We start from the raw sequence: 19,920 nt of genomic DNA on the forward strand, positions 1-19,920 counted from the left end.
GGCGACATGCGCGCAGGCCGCGCGGCGTCGCATCGACCTGCGTTACGCGCGCTCGCTGGCCGGTGTGAACCTCCGGTCGCGCACACGCGCTTCGTCGGCGCCGCCGCGCACGAGGCTCAACGCTTCCGCGCGGCTCGCCACGCACGGCCCGGAGCCGGGCAGCGGCTGGCGCGCGGTCTCGCGTAGCGCAAGCACCGACACGATGCCGATGAACGACGCGCCCATCAGGTAGTACGCGGGCATCATCAGGTCGCCGGTGCGATCGACCAGCCACGCGGTGACGAGCGGCGTCGTGCCGCCGAACAGCGACACCGACACGTTGAAGCCGATCGCGAGCGCGCCGTAGCGGATCCGCGTCGGGAACAGCGCGGGCAGCGCGGACGGCATCACGCCCGTGAACGTCGACAGCAGGACGCCGTAGATCAGCATCCCGCCGAAGATCGGCAGCATGCCGCCGGTGCGGATCAGCATCAGCGCCGGCACCGACAGCGCGAGCAGGCCCACGCAGCCGGCCATCATCACCGGCTTGCGGCCGACCTTGTCCGACAGGTGCCCGGCGTACAGCGTCATCGGCATCATCAGCACCATCACGAGCAGCACCATGAAGAGCCCGTGCGATTCGCGAACGTGCAGCGTCGCCGACAGGTAGCTCGGCAGGTACGACAGCGCCATGTAGTCGGTCACGTTGAAGATCAGCACGAGACCGACGCATTGCAGCAGCGGCTTCCACTGTTCGACGAGCAGCGTCGCGAAGCGCTGCTTCGGCCGCGCGCGTTCGTCCGCTTCGCGTGCTTCGGCCTCCTTCTTGAACGCCGGCGTTTCCTCGAGCTTGAGCCGCACGTAGAGGCCGACGAGGCCGAGCGGACCGGCGATGAAGAACGGTACGCGCCAGCCCCACGACAGCAGCGCGTCCTGCGACAGCGTGGCCGTCAGCAGCGCGACCGTGGCCGCGCCGAGCGTATAGCCGATCAGCGTGCCGAATTCGAGGAAGCTGCCCATGAAGCCGCGACGCTTGTCGGTCGCGAACTCGGCGATGAAGGTCGCCGCGCCGCCGTATTCGCCGCCGGTCGAGAAGCCCTGCACGAGGCGGGCAACGAGCAACAGGATCGGGGCCATGATGCCGATCGACGCATAGCTCGGAATCAGGCCGATCGCGAAGGTGCCGACGGCCATCATGATCATCGTCGCGGCGAGCACGCGCTGGCGGCCGATGCGGTCGCCGAGCGGGCCGAACACCATGCCGCCGAGCGGGCGCACGAGGAACGCGGCCGCGAACGTGCCGAAGGTCGCGAGCAATTGCGCGGACGGGCTGCTGGACGGGAAGAACACCTTGCCGAGCGTGACGGCGATATAGCTGTAGACGCCGAAGTCGAACCATTCCATCGCATTGCCGAACGCCATCGCGCCGACCGCGCGCTTGAGGACGGCAGGGTCGACGATCGTGATGTCATCCAGCTTGACGGACTTGCGCGAAGACCGGGCTTTCGCGGGGTGCGCTTGCGACGGGCTCAATGAACTCTCCTGGAATGGCCTTGGCAACCGGCCGGCGGGAATGCAGCGGGGTCGTGCGGGCCGGCGGACTGCGAAGGCGGATGTCTCGGGGATGCCTCGATGCCGGCGGCGTGACGTGCGCAGCGGGACGGCACCGGGCAGGTGTATTGTGCGAACCAGTTTAGAGAAACGGGCGCGAGCGGCTATCGGTCATGCGCCCGGAAACCGGTGGTAAACGACACGCGGGGACGTCGCCCGGATTGCACCCCGGCGGGCGGGGCGCGGCGTGGACGGTCATCTCGCCGCGCGCCGGCTCGCGGACACCAGCAACGCGACGAACGCCGCTTCATCCGCGCGCAGGCCGCGCGGCGAGCGCCGGACCGCCAGCGTGGCGAGCGCGCCCGACTCGAACGCGTCGAGCACGACCGGATGGATGTAGCAGCGCCGGCACACGGCCGGCGTGTTGCGCAGCAGGTCCGCCACCGCGCGCACGGTTTCGACGATCTGCTTGCGGGCATGCGTGACGCCGCGGTGCTCCACGCGCCGCAGCAACCCGAGCGCGTGCACGCTGCCGGCCCACGTCCGGTAATCCTTCGCGGTGAAATCGGCGCCGCCGGCTTCGCGCAGGTAGTCGTTCACGTCGGATGACCCGACCGGATGGCGCACGCCGTCGTCGTCCACATACTGGAACAGCTCGTGACCGGGCAGTTCCGCGCAGCGCCGCACGATCCGCGCGACCCGCGCATCGTCGACCGTCACGTCGTGTTCGATCCCGCTCTTGCCGGTGAAGCGCAGCCGCACCTGGCCGGGCTGGATCTTCAAATGGCGCTTGCGCAGCGTCGTCAGCCCGTACGAGCCGTTTTCGCGTGCGTATTCCGCGTTGCCGATCCGCGCGAGCGTCGTGTCGAGCAAGCGGACGATCGTCGCGACGACCTTGTCGCGCGGCATGCCCGGCAACGCCAGGTCGCGCGTGACGCGCGCGCGGATGCGCGGCAGCGCCCGCGCGAACGCGGCCATTCGTGCGTACTTGTTCGCGTCGCGGGTCGCCCGCCACTGCGGGTGGTAGCGATACTGCTTGCGGCCGCGCGCGTCGCGGCCCGTCGCCTGCAGGTGGCCGAGCGGGTCCGCGCAGATCCACACGTCGGTGTACGCGGGCGGGATCGCGAGCGCGTCGATGCGGGCGATTTCCGCGGCATCGCGAATCCGCGTGCCGTCTTGCGCGTAATACGCGAAGCCGTTGCGCAGGCGGCGGCGCGTGTAGCCGGGCTGGCGGTCGTCGACGTGGCGCAGCGCCGCGGCCGTGCTCGAAGCGGGCTGCTTCATGCGCGCGTGTGCCGGTTGGCGGCGATGGAGACGGCGATGGCGACGGATGGCGACCCGTGCTCGTGGGCGGCGGTCATGTGTTTGCTCCCTTGTTCGTAATGGGCCCGGACGGCGACCTGCAGCACGCCATGAGCGGTCGTTGCGGAACGGGAGCAAGAATCGTGCGCCGGCTGGCTGTACGACGCGACGGCAGAGCGGCCGGGAAATGCCGTTCGCGGCGACGACGAAACGTCATCGGCCGGCCGTGGGCTCGGGACACCTCGACATCCCCTGGTCGAGCTTCTCCAGCAGAAACTCGGCGACGGCCGTCACCGCGGGCGGCAGCGGCGGGCGGCTCGTATAGACGAGCTGCAGCCCGAGCCCGGCGCCGGAGCGTTGGTAGGCCGGCAGCACGCGCGCCAGCTTGCCTTCGTCGATCGCCGCCGCGGCGAGCACCCGCGGCACCAGCGCGATGCCGAGGCCGGCGAGGCACGCCTGCATGACCACGCGCATGTCGTTGACCGAGAAACGGCTGTCGATCGAAATCTCCTGCGTGCCGCGCGGCCCCTGCAGGCGCCACATGCTGCGTCCCTGGCGGCTCGACACCGTGAGGCAATCGTGGTCGGCCAGCTCGCGCGGCGTGCGGGGCGTGCCGCGTCGTTCGAGATAAGCGGGGCTGGCGGCGAGGATCATCGTGCCCGGCGCGATCCGGCGCACGCGGAAGCTGCCGCCGGTCTCGATGCCGATGCGCAGTGCGAGGTCGATGCGCTCGGCGATCAGGTCGGACGGCGTGTCGTCGAGCAGGAAGTCGATGCTGATGCGCGGATGGCGCGCGTAGAACTCGGCCAGCCATTCCAGCTTGATCACTTCGAACAGGCCGGCCATCGCCGCCACGCGCACGGTTCCGGCCGGTTCCTGCCCGTCCGCATGCTGCCGTTCGATCTCGAAGATCCGGTCGAGTGCCGGCGCGTAGCGCTCGAACAGCGCCAGGCCCTCGGTGCTCGGCGCCAGCTTGCGGGTCGAGCGATGCAGCAGGCGCGTGCCGATGTGCCCTTCGAACTGGTCGATGCGCCGACTCAGCGTATTGGCCGGCATGCGCAGGCGTCGTGCGGCCTCCGAAAAGCTGCCGGCGCGGACGACCTGGACGAACAGCGCGAGATCATTCAGATCGAGCATGGGATTACTCCAGAAATGGATTAATCAAATCCTGTTTATCCATCTAGTGTAAAGCCGAATCGATCTCCATACTGGTCTCACGCTACCGGCGAATCCATCCGTCTCAAGGAGAATCTGCATGAAACTGCTGCACATCGATTCGAGCATCCTCGGCCAGGGCTCGGTCAGCCGCGAACTGTCGGCGGAAATCGTCGCCCGCTTCCGCGCCCGCGATCCCGGCCTCACGGTCACGCACCTCGACCTCGCCGCCACGCCGCTCGGCCATCTGGCCGCCGAACACCTTGCCGCCGCGCAAGGCGCGCCGGTCGACGACGCGCTGAAGGCGGACGTCGAGATCGGCCAGCGCGCGCTTGAGGAATTCCTTGCGGCCGACATCGTTGTCATCGGCGCGCCGATGTACAACTTCGGCATCGCGTCGCAACTGAAGGCGTGGGTCGATCGCATCTCGGTGGCCGGCACGACATTTCGCTACGACGAAAACGGGCCGGTCGGCCTGTGCGGCGGCAAGAAGCTGGTCATCGCGTCGTCACGTGGTGGCGTGTACAGCGTCGGGTCGCCGTTCGCGTCGTTCGATCATCAGGAAACCTATCTGAGAGACGCGTTCGGTTTTCTCGGCATCACCGACATCACGTTCATTCGTGCCGAAGGCGTCGCGATGGGGGCGGACAAGCGCACGGGCGCGATTGCATCGGCGAAGGAAGCGGCAGCGGCCCTCGCGGCCTGACGCAATACGCCGGATACCGGCCACCGGAGAACCGATGTTGAATACCCTCGATTCCGTTCCCTCGACCACCGTCGCCGGCCGTCGTGTCGTGTTCCGCACGCGCGGCAACGCGCACGGGCCGCTCGTCCGCATGGTCAGCCCGTCCGACGTGGGCGAGATGATCAAGCCGTTCGTGTTCCTCGACCTGATCGATACGCGGGCGCCGCTCGGCAAGCCGGCCTTCGGCTGGCATCCGCATTCGGGCATCGCCACGCTGACGCTCATGCTCGACGGGCACGGCACCTATGTGGAATCGACGGGCCACGAAGGCCCGATAGGGGCCGGCGACATCGAATGGATGAGCGCGGGGCGCGGCGTCTGGCATACGGGTTCCGTGGTGCCGCCGGTCAAGGCGTTCCAGCTGTGGGTGGCGTTGCCGCCGGGGCGCGAGCTGGCGCCGGCGTTCAGTCAGCACCTGTCGATCGACGACATCCCGACGGACGGGCCGGCCCGCGTGCTGCTCGGCCGCCACGGCGACGCGGTCAGCTCGGTCGATGCGCCGCCGGGCATCAACTACGTCGTCGTGCAGTTGAAGGCGGGTGAGCGCTGGACCTGCCGGCCGCCGCAGGGCCACCGGGTCGGCTGGACCGCCGTGATGGACGGCCGCCTGCGCACGCCGGACCCGGTCGGGCGGGGCGAGCTGGTCGTGTTCGACGCGTCCGACGCGCCGATCGAATTCGAGGCCGTGACCGACGCGCGCTTCGTGGTCGGTACGGCGATTCCGCATCCGCACGATCTTCATCTGGGCGCCTACTCGGTGCACACGAGCGCCGCCGCGTTGGTGGAAGGCGAGCGCGAAATCGGGCGTATCGGCCGTGAACTGCGCGCCAGGGGCGTGATGCGCTGATGCTTTCGTCATCGTCGATATCCGGCCTCCGTTCAAGGCGGCCGGCGTGCCGAGACGCCGCGCCCGCGGGGTGTCGCGCTTAGGTGTTTATACGTATGCCGATTCCGACATCGGCTCAATCCAATATTTCATTGGAAGGTTATCGGACTTGTTTCTAGACTGATGCGGGGCCTGTATACCGCGCCGGCCGAACACGCCGGCCGGCGCAGCCCGATCCGCGCCAGCGCCACGCAGAAACACAACAGCGCCGCGGCACACAACGACATCATCGGAGACGGACCATGACATTCATCAGGAAGCTGGCGGCCGGCGCGATCGTCGCCGCGGCGACGGTGCTGGCAGGCGGCGCGCACGCGCAGCAAAAGCCGATCACGCTCGGGTTCTCGCAAGTCGGCGCGGAAAGCGCATGGCGCACCGCGAACACCGTGTCGGTGAAGAGCGCGGCGAAGGACGCCGGCATCAACCTGAAGTTTTCCGACGCGCAGCAGAAACAGGAGAACCAGATTCGCGCGATCCGCTCGTTCATCGCGCAGAAGGTCGACGTGATCGCGTTCTCGCCGGTCGTCGAATCGGGCTGGGAGCCGGTGCTGACCGAAGCGAAGGCCGCGCATATCCCGGTGATCCTGACCGATCGCGGCGTCGACGTGAAGGACCCGTCGCTGTACGTGACGATGATCGGCTCCGACTTCCTCGAGGAAGGGCGGCGCGCCGGCCACTGGCTGGAAGAGCGCTACAAGAACGACGCGGGCCCGATCAACATCGTCGAGCTGCAGGGCACGGTCGGTTCCGCGCCGGCCAACGACCGCCGCGCGGGCCTGCTCGAAGTGATCAAGAACAATCCGAAATTCAAGGTGATCGCGTCGCAAAGCGGCGACTTCACGCTCGCCGGCGGCAAGCAGGTGATGGAAGCATTCGCGAAGACCTACGGCAAGCAGATCAACGTCGTCTACGCGCACAACGACGACATGGCGCTCGGCGCGATCCAGGCGATGGAAGAGGCCGGCATCAAGCCCGGCAAGGACGTGAGCGTCGTGTCGTTCGACGCGACCAAGGGCGGCTTCCAGGCGATGGTCGCGGGCAAGATCAACGTCGACGTCGAATGCAGCCCGCTGCTCGGCCCGCAGCTGATGACCGCGGTGAAGGACGTCGTCGCCGGCAAGCAGTTGCCCAAGCGCATCGTGACCAACGAAACGGTGTTTCCGATGAACGTCGCGGCGCAGGTGCTGCCGACCCGCAAGTACTGACCTGTCCGCCCGGGCGGCGGCCTGGCGGCCACCGTCCGAGGACGCTTCGAGGGAGGCTGCATGCAGAGTTCGCCGGTGGTCGAGATGATCGGCATCGACAAGTCATTTCCGGGCGTCAGCGCGCTGCAGCGCGTCGACTTCCGGCTGTTTCCGGGTGAGATCCACGCGCTGATGGGCCAGAACGGCGCGGGCAAGTCGACGCTGATCAACGTGCTCACCGGCGTGCATGCGCACGATGCGGGCGAGATTCGCGTCGGCGGCGCGCCGGTGAACTTCGCCGCGCCGCGCGAGGCCGAGGCGGCTGGCATCCAGACGCTCTATCAGGAAGTGAACCTGTGCGCGAACCTGTCGGTTGCCGAGAACATCTTCGCGGGCCGGCAGCCGATGCGGCGCGGCGCGATCGACTGGAAGACGATCCATGCGCGCTCGCGCGACGCGCTCGCCGAACTCGACCTGGCGCTCGACGTCACGCGTTCGCTCGATTCATATCCGATCGCGGTGCAGCAGATGGTCGCGATCGCGCGCGCGGTGTCGGTCGACGCACGCGTGCTGATCCTCGACGAGCCGACCTCGAGCCTCGACGACGGCGAGGTCGCGCGGCTGTTCGACGTGCTGCGCCGGCTGAAGGCGTCGGGCATCGCGATCCTGTTCGTCACGCACTTTCTCGAGCAGACCTATGCGGTGTCCGACCGGATCACCGTGATGCGCAACGGCGAGCGCGAAGGCGAGTATCTCGCGCGCGACCTGCCGGTCGACCTGCTGGTCGCGAAGATGACCGGCCGCGAGCGCATGTCCGAGACGCTGCAGGCGGGCGCCGCGGCGGTCGAGCGCGACACCGCGACCCCCGCGCCGTTCCTGTCGATGCAGCAGGTCGGCCGGCGCGGGATGATGAGCGCGCTCGATCTGGACGTGCGCCCCGGCGAGATCGTCGGGCTGGCCGGGCTGCTCGGCTCGGGCCGCACCGAAACCGCGCAACTGGCGTTCGCCGCCGCGCGCCCCGATACCGGTGCGATCGAGATCGGCGGCGCGCGCACGCGGCTCGCATCGCCGCACGATGCGGTGCGCCACGGCATCGCGTACTGCCCGGAGGACCGCAAGAAGGAGGGCATCGTCGCCGCGCTGTCGATCCGCGAGAACATCGTCCTCGCGCTGCAGGCGCGGCGCGGCTGGTGGCGGCTGATCGGGCGGGCGCGCCAGCGCGAGATCGCCGACACGTACATCGCCCGACTCGGCATCAAGGCGCGCGACGCGGAGCAGCCGATCGGGCTGCTGTCGGGCGGCAACCAGCAGAAGGTGCTGCTCGCGCGCTGGCTCGCGACGGACCCGAAGCTGCTGATTCTCGACGAGCCGACGCGCGGCATCGACGTCGCCGCGAAATTCGACATCATGGAGCGTGTGCTCGCGCTGTGCGCGCAGGGGCTCGCGATCCTGTTCATCTCGTCGGAGATCGGCGAGGTCGTACGCGTGAGCCACCGGATCGCGGTGCTGCGCGACCGCCGCAAGGTCGCCGAATTGACGGGCGCCGATGCGTCCGAGGAGCAGGTTTACCGGTTGATCGCGGGAGGCCAGTCATGACGCGGTTACGCACGCTGTTTCGTCATCCGCTCGCGTGGCCGGTGCTGACGCTCGCGCTGCTGTTCGCGCTGGACGTCGCGCATCGCCCGGGCTTCCTGTCGATCGCATTGCTCGACGGCCACCTGTTCGGCGCGCCGATCGACATCCTCAATCGCGCGGCGCCGCTCGTGATCGTGTCGCTCGGGATGACGCTCGTGATCGCGACGCGCGGGATCGACATCTCGGTGGGCGCGATCGTCGCGATCGCCGGCGCGGCGGCCGCGATCGTGCTCGAGGCGGATCCGTCGCGGGTCGGCATGGCGCTGGCCGCCGCGCTCGGCGTCGGGCTGCTGGCCGGCGCGTGGAACGGGCTGCTGGTCGCATTCGTCGGGATGCAGCCGATCATCGCGACGCTGATCCTGATGGTCGCGGGGCGCGGCGTCGCGCAACTGCTGACGGGCGGCCAGATCATCCCGATCGGCGCGCCCGGCTATCTCGCGCTCGGCGGCGGCTATCTCGCGACCGTGCCGTGCGCGGTGTGGATCGCGCTCGCGACGATCGGGGCGACCGCGCTGCTGGTGAACCGCACGGCGCTCGGGCTGTTCATTCGCGCGATCGGCGTGAACCCGGTCGCGACGCGGCTCGTCGGGCTGCGTTCGGGCGCGGTCGTGTTCGGCGTGTATCTGTGCTCGGGCGTGATGTCGGCGCTCGCGGGCATCCTCGCCAGTTCGAACGTGCGCAGCGCCGACGGCAACAACGCGGGGCTGCTGCTCGAACTCGACGCGATCCTCGCGGTGACGCTCGGCGGCACGTCGCTGCTCGGCGGCCGCTTCAGTCTCGCGGGCTCGGTGCTCGGCGCGCTGATCATCCAGACGCTCACCTACACGACCTACTCGATCGGTGTGCCGCCGGAGGCGACGCTCGTCGTCAAGGCGGTCGTCGTGATCGTCGTGACGCTGATCCAGTCGGACGCGGCGCGCGCGCTGCTGGTCCGGCACGCGTCGCGACTGCTGCCTTCCGCGCGATCGCGCGCCACCACCACCGGAGCGACGCCGCGATGACCCGTTTCCTTGGCCGCCTCGCCGATCCGCGCACGCTGCCGATCGTCGTGACGATCGTGCTGTTCGTCGCGCTGTTCGGTTTCGGGTCCGTGATGTACACGGGCTTTTTCTCGATGCAGGTGCTGACCGGGCTGCTCGTCGACAACGCGTTCCTGCTGATCGTCGCGATCGGGATGACGTTCGTGATCGTATCCGGCGGCATCGACCTGTCGGTCGGCTCGGTCGTTGCGCTGACAACGATCTTCTGCGCGGTGGGCGCCGAACGGCTGCACTGGCCGGTATGGGTGATCGTGCCGCTCGTGCTCGCATTCGGCGCGCTGTACGGCGCCGCGATGGGCGCGCTGATCCACTATTTCCGGTTGCAGCCGTTCATCGTCACGCTCGCCGGCATGTTTCTCGCGCGCGGCGCGTGCTTCCTGATCACGACGCAGTCGATCACGATCAACCAGCCGGCGTTTCATGCGATCGCCGGCATCAGCGTGCCGGTCGGCGGCGGCACGCTGAGCGCCGGCGCGCTGATCGCGCTCGCGACGCTGGCCGTCGCGATCTACGTCGCGCATTTCACGCGCTTTGGCCGCAACGTGTATGCGGTCGGCGGCAACGAACGCTCGGCGCTGCTGATGGGCTTGCCGGTCGCGCGCACGAAGATCGGCGTCTACGCGCTGAGCGGCTTCTGTTCGGCGCTCGGCGGCGTGGTGTTCACGCTGTACGTGCTGTCGGGTTACGGGTTGCAGGCGCAGGGAATGGAGCTCGACGCGATCGCCGCGACCGTGATCGGCGGCACGCTGCTGACGGGCGGCGTGGGCTACGTGATCGGTTCGGTGTTCGGGGTCGGCATCCTCGGCACGATCCAGGTGCTGATCACGTTCGACGGTACGCTGAGTTCATGGTGGACGCGGATCGTGATCGGCGCGCTGCTGTGCGTGTTCTGCGTGCTGCAGCGGGTCATCGAGCGGCACGCGACGCGGCGGCGCACCGGCGGCACCGGGCTCGGCGCGCAGCGGCCGACGCGCGATACTGCCCCCGCGCGGCCGGCGCCGCCGGAAGAGGACATCGCGCTGGTCTCGACGATGCGGCGGTCGTAGTGCGACCGCGCCCCCTTTGCGCGAGGAGAACGGCATGAAGCGTGATGACATGACGGCGGGCGTGGCCGATACGCTGGCTATCGAGCACGGCCGCCGGCCGCTGCTCGACCTGGGCGACGCGCGCGACTGCCGGATCGTGGCCGATGCGCTGCGGGTGCTGCTGCGCGAACGTTCCGAAGCGCTGGCGTTCGCGATGCGCGTGGCCGACGAGCATGGTCGCCCGCGCCCGGATGCCGGCGAATTCGGCCTGACCGACATCATTCGGTTGACCCGCGTGGTCGAGCGGGCCGATCGGCAGCGCGAGCGTACCGCGGTGAAATGACGCGTACGGGTTCGCGCCGTCAGGCCGGCCCGGTCGCGTCCGTCTCGGTGTCGAACGACGTATCCGCGACGCGCGTGCGTTTCAGCGAGCCGGCCAGTTTTTCGATCGCGTGCAAGTCCAGTGCGTCGAGGTGCGCGCGCATTTCGTGCACGAACGGCGCGTGATCCGGCTCGTCCACATACTGGCCGAGCCATTCCTCGATATCGGTCAGCCGGCCTTCGCCGGCGAGCGCGATCAGTTCCGCGAGTGCATCGGCGGGCGGGCTGCGCATCGCGGGCGCGGCGCGGGCCGGCTGCGCTTCGTCGGCCGGATGAAACCGCCTGACGAGCCCCGACGCCGGTGCGAGCGCATGGCCGAGGGCCGGCGCGACGACCGCGAACGAGAACGACGTGCCGACGCCCGGCTGGCTCGCGACGGCCAGCTCGCCGCCCATCGCGGCGACGATCCGCTGCGCGATGAACAGGCCGAGCCCGGTGCCGCCGTTCACGGCCTGCACCTGCTGGTACGCGCGGAAGATGTCGGTGGTCGCGGTGATGTCGATGCCGATGCCCGTATCGGCGACCTCGAACAGCAGGCGCCACGCGTCGCCTTCGCGCGACGCGTGAACCGACAGCGTGACCGTGCCGCTGCGCGTGAATTTCGATGCGTTGGACAGCAGGTTCAACAGCACCTGTTGCAGCCGGATGCCGTCGATCAGCACCGTGCGCGGCAGCGCCGTGACCGGTTGGTAGACGAACCGGTTGTCCTGCTGCGCGCACAGCGCGAGCGCGTAGTGGCCGATGTCGTCCAGCAGCCCGGGCAGGTCGGTGCGGTCGGGCGCGACGCCGAGCGGCTGCAGTTCGGCCTTCGTGAACGCGAGCAATTCGTCGATCAGCGCGAGCTGGTAGCGGATGCTGCGGTCGATCGACCGGATCAGCCGCGCCTGGCCGCGCGTCGCGCCTTGCAGCAGCAGCTTCGCATAGCCGTTGATCGTCGACAGCGGCGCGCGCAGGTCGTGGCTGACGTAGCCGAGCGTCTCGATCTTCTGCTGCAGGTGCGTCTTCGACTGTTGCAACGCATCGTTGAGCGCCACCGTGCGCCGCGCGACTTCGTCGCGCAGCCGGTCCTGTTCGGTGAGCTGCCAGTGTTCGAGCCGCTTGCGCGCCTCGGTGCGTTGTTTGCCCACGTGGTGAATCCACGCGGCCAGCACCAGCAGGTGCGTCGCGAGCCCGATGATCGCGATGACGGGGTTCGGAAAGACGTCGGACCGGATCCATGACAGCACGGACGGCAACGCGTCGCGGCCATCGAGCATGCGGATCAGCATGTTGAACGTCGCGAACGCGACCGCGATCAGCATCACGCGGCCCGTCGGCGTGCGCCGGATCACGAGCATCAGCGCCAGGCTGATGTTGACGATCGCGAGCGCGGTGTTCAGCCACAGGCAGAACCGTGCGAAGGTCCCCAGATCGCCGAACGCCGCGCCGGCGATTCCCGCGCATTCGAGCGCGAGAAACACCACGTACACCGCGCGCATCGGAATCTTCGCCTTCTCGCGATGCGCGACCATCAGGATGAAGACGATGAAGCACGCGACCGACAGGTACGCGAAGATCGTTTCGCCGCGCGTCGACCATTCTCGGGCGGCGGGGGACAGGGCCATCGCGAGATAGCCACGGTACGCGGCTTCGAACAGCGCGGTGTTCAGGGTCAGCACGGCCAGCACGTGGAACACGCCGCTGCGCGAGAAAAAGCCGATCAGCAGCGCGCACCAGACGAGTGCAAGCAGCCCGCCGAAGAAGCCGAAGTTCCACATCGACGCGTGCAACTCCTGCGCGATCCACGCGTCGCGGGTGAACGCGATCGGCGCGAGCCGCATTTCCTTGCGCGACGTGATGCGGATCAGCACGGGGAGCTGTTCGCCCGCGTGCAGCGTGACGTCGAGGGTCGGGTAGCGCGACGGCGCCTCGCGCGCGTCGCCGCGATCGGCCGGGAAGCTGTGGTCGGGCAGCCAGCGACCGTGCCGCTCGACATAGAAGTCGGCCCGGTCGACGCGCGCATCGCGAATCGCCAGCACCAGCGGACGCGTTTCGCTGTCGCGATTGATCAGTGTCGCGCGGACCCACCACGCCGAGCGCGAAAACGTCACGTTGAACGACGGGCGGGATGCCGTGGCCGCGTCGCGGCGCGCATCGTCGAGCCGGGCGGCCACGTCGGCGACGGACAGCGTCGTGCCGGCGTCTTCGAACACCGCGACGGCTTCGAGTTGCGCGGGATTCGGCGCCGTTGCGGCACGGGCCGTCGCGCACGTGACGGCCAGCGCCGCCAGCAGCAGGAGCAATCCGCGACATCCCGCTGCCCATGCCGCGTATTGCCTACGCATCGCCGTGGTGCCCCCCGGGTGCGGCCGGCGCGCCGACCGCGTGGCGCTGGCGCCGCCAGTCGGACGGCGTGATGCCGAAGCGTTCGCGGAACGCCGTCGCGAAATTGCCGGGCGTGGAGAAGCCGATTTCCTCGGCGATGTCGCCGATCCCCATCGACGTTTCCGACAGGAAGTGCATCGCGGCGCGCAGCCGCGTGTCGCGCAGGTACTCGAACACGGTCTGGCCGAGATGATCGCGGAACACGCGCGACAGCCGCTTTTCGTGCGTGCCGACCTGCCGGGCGAGTTCCTCGAGCGCCGGCGGATGGCGCAGGTCGCGCAGCAGCACGTCGCTCGCGGCGCGCACGAGCGCCGCGTCGGGGTTGTCGGGCAATTCGGGCAGATGCGCGAACGGCTGGCTGCGCCGCCCGCGCTTCAGGTGATTGCGGATGCGCGCGATGACTTCCGCCGGTTCGAACGGCTTGACGATGTAGTCGAGCGCCCCCGTTTCGAGCCCCGCGATGCGATCCTCGAGATCGCCGGCGGCTGTCAGGATGATCACCGGAATGGATTGCGTCGACGGGGTCGACGCCAGCAGCCGGCTCGCGGCGAAGCCGTCCATGCGCGGCATGCGCACGTCCATCAGGATCAGGTCGGGCGCGATGGCCTGCGCGCGGTGATAGGCCTGCAGCCCGTCGAACGCGACGCTGATCCGGCACTGCGCGGCGCGCAGGATTTCGGTCAGGAGCCGCAGGTCGTTCGGGCGATCGTCGACGATGAGGATATGTGCGCCAGCGAGATCCGGCGTGGTGCGTGGCGACGCCGAACTGGACAAGCGGGATGGCATGGTTGCGAACGCGTTGGAAGGGAATGGCCTGTCAGGTCGGAGGCATCGCTATCTGCACGATTGTTGCAAAAAATTATATGCCGACAACAGTATCGCCTGTGAGGATTCCGTGCGGCGCGTGTGGACTTGTCGGGCGGGCGCGGGAACGGCCCGGCGAGGTGGTTCGCTGCCGACGAAATGATTCGGAAAAATGTGCCGAATCGATTTTGATAATTCCGGTCTTTATTTCCGGTCATATGGACTGGTGGAATCGAAATGGCCCGAATGATGAATTTGTGAGCGTGCTGTCGAAATTCGATGGTGCGGTCTGAATTGAATCTGCTAATTCATTGTCGTGGTGATTAAGTTTTCGTTGATGTCGCGGGGATATTCCGCTTTCCGGAAAATCGAATTTCCTGCGAATGTGTATGAATGTAAATGCTGTCCGCTCGGGAAAAGGATTTGTCCGCTGCGGAAAAGGTTTGTTTGAGCGAATGCCGGCACACTAGCCCCGACGCGGCTGGAATCGGTTCTTTCCCCGACTCCGGTTGCCACGAAAATTGCTGTTTCCGTCGCCTCCATGGCAGCCGATATTCAATGTCACATTGAATGATGGCATTCTCAGATGATGAGAGGACGGTGACAAAAGAATAACAGGCACGAGGGTAATGAAAACGTCATGATTCGTGAAATGCTAGATATACAAGGCGAATCGAGAAATGACGGCGTGGGTGTGGGTGAAAGGCATCGAGCGAGAAGAAATCGTCAAGCAAATTCGATCGATTAATTCGATGCCGGGGTCGTTCGTCGAGTAGCCGGTTTTTTCCGGAAATCCGGAAAAACGGGTCGCCCGCCGGACGGAAAGGGGTGAGTGGTTTCGCGTGGGCCGCCGGGCGGTTTGATCGATCCGAAGGCCGTGCGCGGCGCTCTATCGAATCAGGCGGATACGAAAAATATGAATACGACAAGCATGGCAGGTCAGGGCCTCGGGTCGATCGATCCGGTGCCGGCTGTCAGCGTCAGCGATCCGGCGGCGCATGCTTCAGACCCGGGGACAGCATGGCGCCTTTCGCCGCCTGAATGACACATGACGGGCCGCCCGCGATGCGGGCCGGCCTCCGTTCGTCCAGCGTCCGAGCGACGCTTTTCCGATGAGATTCGAAGTCGCCCGTCGGCGGGTGCGACGGTGGACGCGCGTGCGGTCTCGCAGCGCGGCATGCACCGTGTCGCCGCCGGGCCGGCGAAGTCGATTTCCATGAGCCGCTAGCCGGCGATCGTGATCGCGTGTCGTGCCGAACGGGCACGCGCGTCGATCGGCCGTGCCGTTGCGATGGTGTCGAGCGTGTCGAGCAACGCTGTTCGTAGTTTTTATTAGTAATGCGAAGTAGCAAGCGGAGCGTCGCGGGGCAGGCGAAAGCGGAGAGGGTCCGCGCCGCGCCTGATGTCGCGTTCGCTGTTGCGTCATCCAGCACATGAGAACCGAGGGAACACGAGATGAACAAGTCGTTCAAGTCGATCTGGAACGAAGCACTGGGAGCCTGGGTTGCGGCTTCGGAACTTGACCGGGCGCGCGGGAAGCGGGTGGCGTCGTCGAGAAGGGCGGCCGAGCACGTCGCGCAGGCGGGCGCCGCCGTGCGCCCGGGCGCGCATGCAGGGTTGTCCCCCCGGCGTATCGTGATGACGCTGGCGGCCGCGTATCTCGGGCTGTTTCAGGCCGGCGCGCACGCGCAGTATTCGGCGGGCGGCGGCTCCGCGACCGGCGGCGCCAGTTCGATCGCGGTCGGTAACGGTTCGGTGGCCACGCAGGTGAATTCCACCGCGTTCGGTAACCTGTCCACGGCGGCAGGCACATCAGCCACGGCACTGGGCCCGGGTGCGCACGCGATGGGTGACGGATCGACGGCCATCGGCATCAATGCGCAAGCGACCGGCGTCAACAGTGCATCGCTCGGCGTTCAGGCGATCGGATCGGGGAACTACTCGGTCGCGATCGGCAACCTGTCGAGCGCGACCCAAAGCGGTGCGGTGGCGATGGGCAGCGGCGCGGCGGCGACCGGCGTTTCCGCGGTCGGGCTCGGCAACAACGCGCTGGCTTCCGGCCAGTATGCGGCCGCGCTCGGTCTCGGCGCGAGCGCGGCCGGCGCGCAGAGCGTGGCGCTCGGCTATGCAACGCATGCAACCGACACCGGTGCGGTCGCCGTCGGCAACCAGGCGACGAGTTCGGGCGCGGCCGGCGTGGCCGTTGGCAGCGGTGCGCTGACGAGCGGTAATTCCGGCGTCGCGATGGGCGTCAACAGCGGGGCGAAGGGCACGTCGTCGATTGCGATCGGCTGGGGCGGCACCGCGGGCGTACCCGGGTCGGGCACGCAGTCGCTCGGTACGAGCTCGATCGCGATGGGCTCGAACACGACGGCCGGCGCGGACAATGCGCTGGCATTCGGCCTGAACGCGAACGCGTCGGGCGTCAGCTCGATCGCGATGGGCGTGCAATCGACCGCGACGGCGCTGTTCGGCGTCGCGCTCGGCAATCTCGCGCTCGCGACCGGCACGTCGGCAACCGCACTAGGCCCCGGCGCGACTGCATCCGCCGTCGGGGCAACCTCGATCGGCATCAACAGCGTGGCGGCGGCGGACTGGACCGTCGCGATCGGTGCGACCAACTCGGTCGCGGCCGGCGCGGGCGCCGGTTCGATCGCCGGCGGCAACAACTCGAAGGTGCTGGGCGGGACCGGCGCCGTGGCGCTCGGCCAGGGCCAGACCGTGAGCGGTGACGGCGCCGTCGCGATCGGCGATCCGAGCAGCGCGATCGGCACCGGTGCGGTCACGATGGGCTCGAACAACACCGCGAACGGCAACGGCGCGGTGGCGATCGGCAATACGAACAATGCGCAGGGCACGGGTTCGCTCGCACTCGGCAACACGTCGACCGCCGCAGCCGCGGGCGCGATCGCGTTCGGCGCGTCGGCCGTCGCGAACAATGCAAACGATGTCGCGCTCGGCTCCGGTTCAGTGACGGACGTGCCGCATCCGACGGCGACCGGTACGCTCGGCGGCGTCACGTACAACTACAACGGTACGAATCCGACGAGCGTCGTCAGCGTCGGCGCGGCGGGCACCGAGCGCCAGATCACCAACGTCGCGGCCGGGCGCGTCAATTCGGCGAGCACGGATGCGATCAACGGTTCGCAGCTTGCCGCGACGAACACGGCGCTCGATTCGCTGTCGACGTCGACGGCGTCGAGCATCACGTCGTTGTCGACCGGGGTTTCGTCGTTGTCGACGGGCCTGAGTTCGACCAACAGCGCGGTGACGTCGCTGTCCACGTCGACGTCGACCGGTATCAGCTCGCTGTCGACGGGCCTGAGTTCGACCAACAGCGCGGTGACGTCGCTGTCCACGTCGACGTCGACCGGCATCAGCTCGTTGTCGACGGGCTTGAGTTCGACCGACAGCGCGGTCACGTCGCTGTCGACTTCCACGTCGACGGGCCTGTCGTCGGCCAATAGTTCGATCACGTCGCTGTCCACGTCGACGTCCACGGGTATCGGTTCGTTGTCCACCGGCCTGAGTTCGACCAATAGCGCGGTGACGTCGCTGTCCACGTCGACGTCCACGGGCATCGGTTCGTTGTCCACCGGCCTCAGTTCGACCAACAGTTCGGTGACGTCGTTGTCCACGTCGACCTCGACGGGCATCAGCTCGTTGTCGACGGGCCTGAGTTCGACCAACAGCACGGTGACGTCGCTGTCGACGTCGACCTCGACGGGCATCAGCTCGCTGTCCACCGGCCTGTCGAGCACGAACAGTTCGATCACGTCGCTGTCCACGTCGACCTCGACCGTCGTCGGCTCGCTGTCCACCGGCCTGAGTTCGACGAACAGCAACCTGACGTCGCTGTCCACGTCGACGTCGACCGTCGTCGGCTCGTTGTCCACCGGCTTGAGCTCGACCAACAGCTCGATCACGTCGCTGTCCACGTCGACCTCGACGGTCGTCGGCTCGCTGTCGACCGGCCTGAGCTCGACGAACAGCAACCTGACCTCGCTGTCGACCGCCACGTCGACCGGGATCAGTTCGTTGTCGACGGGCCTGAGCTCGATCGCGAACAACAACACGAACCTCGGCAACAGCACGGCCGGCGCGATCGGCGGCGGGGCCACCTACGATCCGACCACCGGCACGATCTCGGCGCCGTCGTACGTGACGTACAACAGCGACGGGTCGACCACGATCAACAACAACGTCGGCTCGGCGATCGACAACATCAACGCGCACGGCATCAAGTACTTCCACGCGAATTCGACCGCGCCGGACAGCCAGGCGGTGGGCGTCGACAGCGTCGCGATCGGCCCGAACGCGATTTCCAAGGTCGACGGCAGCATCGCGCTTGGCTCGGGCTCGGTGGCCGACCGCGCGGTAGTGCCGTCGTCGGGCATCCTGCGCAACGGCAGCGCGTCGATCCCGTTCGACACGACCGACCAGACGCTGCTTGGCGCGGTGTCGGTCGGCGATGCGACGAACAAGACGTACCGCCAGATCACCAACGTCGCGGACGGCACCGGCCAGCAGGACGCGGTGACGGTGCGGCAGCTGACCGGCGCGCTGCAGTCGTTCGCGGTCACGGGCCAGAAGTACTTCCACGCGAATTCGACCGCGGCGGATTCGCTCGCGGCCGGCGCGGAATCGGTCGCGGTGGGGCCGACGACGGTCGTCAACGGCGACCACGGCGTGGGCATCGGCAACGGCGCGATCGTCGACCAGACCGCGCCGGGCGGCGTGGCGATCGGGCAGGCGGCGAGCTCCGCGCAGGCCGACGCGATCGCGCTGGGCAGCGGCGCGACGGCGACCGGCGCGCAGTCCGTTGCACAGGGCGCGAACGCGGTGGCGGTCAGCGTGGGCAGCGTCGCGCTCGGCTCGGGTGCGCGCAGCACGGCGACCGATGCGCTCGCGCTCGGCGCCGGTGCGTCGGCGACGTTCGCGAACAGCGTCGCGCTGGGCGCCGGTTCGCTGACCACGGTCGGCGCGCTGACGAACTACGTCGCGTACGGGCTGGGCAGCCCGCAGTCGTCGGCCGGCGAAGTGAACGTCGGCAACCGGCAGATCACGGGGCTCGCGGCCGGCAAGAACGGTACGGATGCGGTGAACGTGTCGCAGCTCGATTCGATCGCGAACCAGTTGACGACGCTGATCGACCAGCGCACGACCAACCTCGGCGGGCAGTACACGACGAACCCGAACGGCGCGAACGTGCCGCCGGGCTCGACCGGGGCGAACTCGTCGGCGGGCGGTTCGGGCGCGGTGGCATCGGGCTCGAACAGCACGGCGGTCGGCAACAGTTCGCTCGCATCGGGCAACGGTTCTACGGCGATCGGCGTGGGCTCGACGGCATCGGGCAACAACTCGACCGCGCTCGGCACGGGCAGCAACGACGGCGGCCGCTCGAACGTCGTTGCGGTCGGCTCGGCCGATTCGGCGCGGCAGGTCGTGAACGTCGCGGCGGGCACGCAGGGCACGGACGCCGTGAACGTGAATCAGCTGAATGCGGTATCGAACCAGTTCACGCAGTCGCTGAACACGGTCAACAACCAGCTCACGCAGATGCAGCAGCAGATCCAGCAGACCGATTCGATGGCCCGCGAGGGGATCGCCGCGACCGCCGCGATGGCGTCGATCCCGCACATGGACCGTGATTCGAACTTCGCGATGGGGGTCGGCACGGCGACGTTCCAGGGCCAGAAGGCCATGGCGGTCGGCGTGCAGGCGCGCGTCACGGAGAACCTGAAGGCGACGCTGAACGGCGGTTTCGCCGGCAGCCAGCGCGTCGTCGGCGCGGGCATGCTGTATCAGTGGAAGTGATCGCGCGCAGCGGTTCGTTCCGGCACGCGCTGCCGGAGCGGACCGCGCCGAA

General features: G+C 68.1%; 14 protein-coding genes. 9 read left to right on the forward strand and 5 right to left on the reverse strand.

All coding sequences use genetic code 11. From position 1 onward, the window contains the following. Nucleotides 1-42: 42 nt before the first annotated feature. The 3 genes from proP to H0X91_RS01300 all read right to left on the reverse strand — a co-directional run bounded on the left by proP (nt 43) and on the right by H0X91_RS01300 (nt 3,969). On the reverse strand, nt 43-1,512 hold the full coding sequence (gene proP, locus H0X91_RS01290; protein WP_034203971.1) for a glycine betaine/L-proline transporter ProP: 1,470 nt from the start codon (nt 1,510-1,512) through the stop codon (nt 43-45). A 273-nt stretch (nt 1,513-1,785) separates the two neighbouring features. Beyond that, a complete protein-coding gene (locus H0X91_RS01295) occupies nt 1,786-2,814 on the reverse strand; it encodes a DNA topoisomerase IB (protein ID WP_034203972.1) in 1,029 nt (342 codons plus the stop codon). Nucleotides 2,815-3,045: 231 nt separating this feature from the next. Continuing rightward, on the reverse strand, nt 3,046-3,969 hold the full coding sequence (locus H0X91_RS01300) for a LysR family transcriptional regulator (protein WP_006498023.1): 924 nt from the start codon (nt 3,967-3,969) through the stop codon (nt 3,046-3,048). 118 nt (nt 3,970-4,087) lie between these two features. Here H0X91_RS01300 and H0X91_RS01305 point away from each other — a divergent pair, with 118 nt between their 5' ends. The 7 genes from H0X91_RS01305 (at nt 4,088) to H0X91_RS01335 (ending at nt 10,845) form a co-directional block, all read left to right on the forward strand. Further along, nucleotides 4,088-4,693 (forward strand): FMN-dependent NADH-azoreductase, encoded by a 606-nt coding sequence (locus H0X91_RS01305; RefSeq protein ID WP_006498024.1) that lies wholly within the window; start codon nt 4,088-4,090, stop codon nt 4,691-4,693. Between the two features lie 34 nt (nt 4,694-4,727). Beyond that, nucleotides 4,728-5,579, forward strand: a complete 852-nt coding sequence (locus tag H0X91_RS01310) for a pirin family protein (protein WP_196432736.1) — start codon at nt 4,728-4,730, stop codon at nt 5,577-5,579. A 281-nt stretch (nt 5,580-5,860) separates the two neighbouring features. Further along, nucleotides 5,861-6,823, forward strand: coding sequence for an ABC transporter substrate-binding protein (locus H0X91_RS01315; protein ID WP_006482235.1), 963 nt, complete (start codon nt 5,861-5,863; stop codon nt 6,821-6,823). A 60-nt stretch (nt 6,824-6,883) separates the two neighbouring features. Next, entirely contained in the window at nt 6,884-8,398 is a 1,515-nt protein-coding gene (locus tag H0X91_RS01320) for a sugar ABC transporter ATP-binding protein (protein WP_006482243.1), read from the forward strand. Further along, nucleotides 8,395-9,438 (forward strand): ABC transporter permease, encoded by a 1,044-nt coding sequence (locus H0X91_RS01325; protein WP_062911490.1) that lies wholly within the window; start codon nt 8,395-8,397, stop codon nt 9,436-9,438. Before H0X91_RS01320 ends, H0X91_RS01325 begins: the two co-directional genes overlap by 4 nt. Continuing rightward, on the forward strand, nt 9,435-10,523 hold the full coding sequence (gene yjfF / locus H0X91_RS01330; RefSeq protein ID WP_006498029.1) for a galactofuranose ABC transporter, permease protein YjfF: 1,089 nt from the start codon (nt 9,435-9,437) through the stop codon (nt 10,521-10,523). The genes H0X91_RS01325 and yjfF overlap by 4 nt, the downstream gene beginning before the upstream one ends. A 16-nt stretch (nt 10,524-10,539) precedes the next feature. After that, nucleotides 10,540-10,845, forward strand: coding sequence for a hypothetical protein (locus tag H0X91_RS01335; RefSeq protein WP_226244984.1), 306 nt, complete (start codon nt 10,540-10,542; stop codon nt 10,843-10,845). A gap of 19 nt (nt 10,846-10,864) precedes the next feature. Here H0X91_RS01335 and H0X91_RS01340 read toward each other — a convergent pair whose 3' ends face one another. Together H0X91_RS01340 and H0X91_RS01345 are read right to left on the reverse strand one after the other, a co-directional pair. Further along, nucleotides 10,865-13,207, reverse strand: a complete 2,343-nt coding sequence (locus H0X91_RS01340) for a sensor histidine kinase (RefSeq protein ID WP_196432737.1) — start codon at nt 13,205-13,207, stop codon at nt 10,865-10,867. Continuing rightward, nucleotides 13,200-14,033: a response regulator transcription factor gene (locus H0X91_RS01345; RefSeq protein WP_006498031.1), complete on the reverse strand. Its 834-nt coding sequence runs from the start codon at nt 14,031-14,033 to the stop codon at nt 13,200-13,202. The genes H0X91_RS01340 and H0X91_RS01345 overlap by 8 nt, the downstream gene beginning before the upstream one ends. Between H0X91_RS01345 and H0X91_RS01350 the strand changes: the two genes are divergently transcribed. Both H0X91_RS01350 and H0X91_RS01355 read left to right on the forward strand, forming a co-directional pair. Beyond that, nucleotides 14,027-14,344: a hypothetical protein gene (locus H0X91_RS01350; protein ID WP_124633086.1), complete on the forward strand. Its 318-nt coding sequence runs from the start codon at nt 14,027-14,029 to the stop codon at nt 14,342-14,344. The two genes, H0X91_RS01345 and H0X91_RS01350, sit on opposite strands and share 7 nt — an antisense overlap. 1,162 nt (nt 14,345-15,506) lie before the next feature. Beyond that, complete coding sequence (locus tag H0X91_RS01355) at nt 15,507-19,868, forward strand: YadA-like family protein (RefSeq protein WP_196432738.1); 4,362 nt, start codon at nt 15,507-15,509, stop codon at nt 19,866-19,868. The last annotated feature ends 52 nt before the right edge of the window (nt 19,869-19,920 follow it).

Source organism: Burkholderia sp. 9777_1386, from assembly GCF_015712265.1.
Classification (GTDB): domain Bacteria; phylum Pseudomonadota; class Gammaproteobacteria; order Burkholderiales; family Burkholderiaceae; genus Burkholderia; species Burkholderia cenocepacia.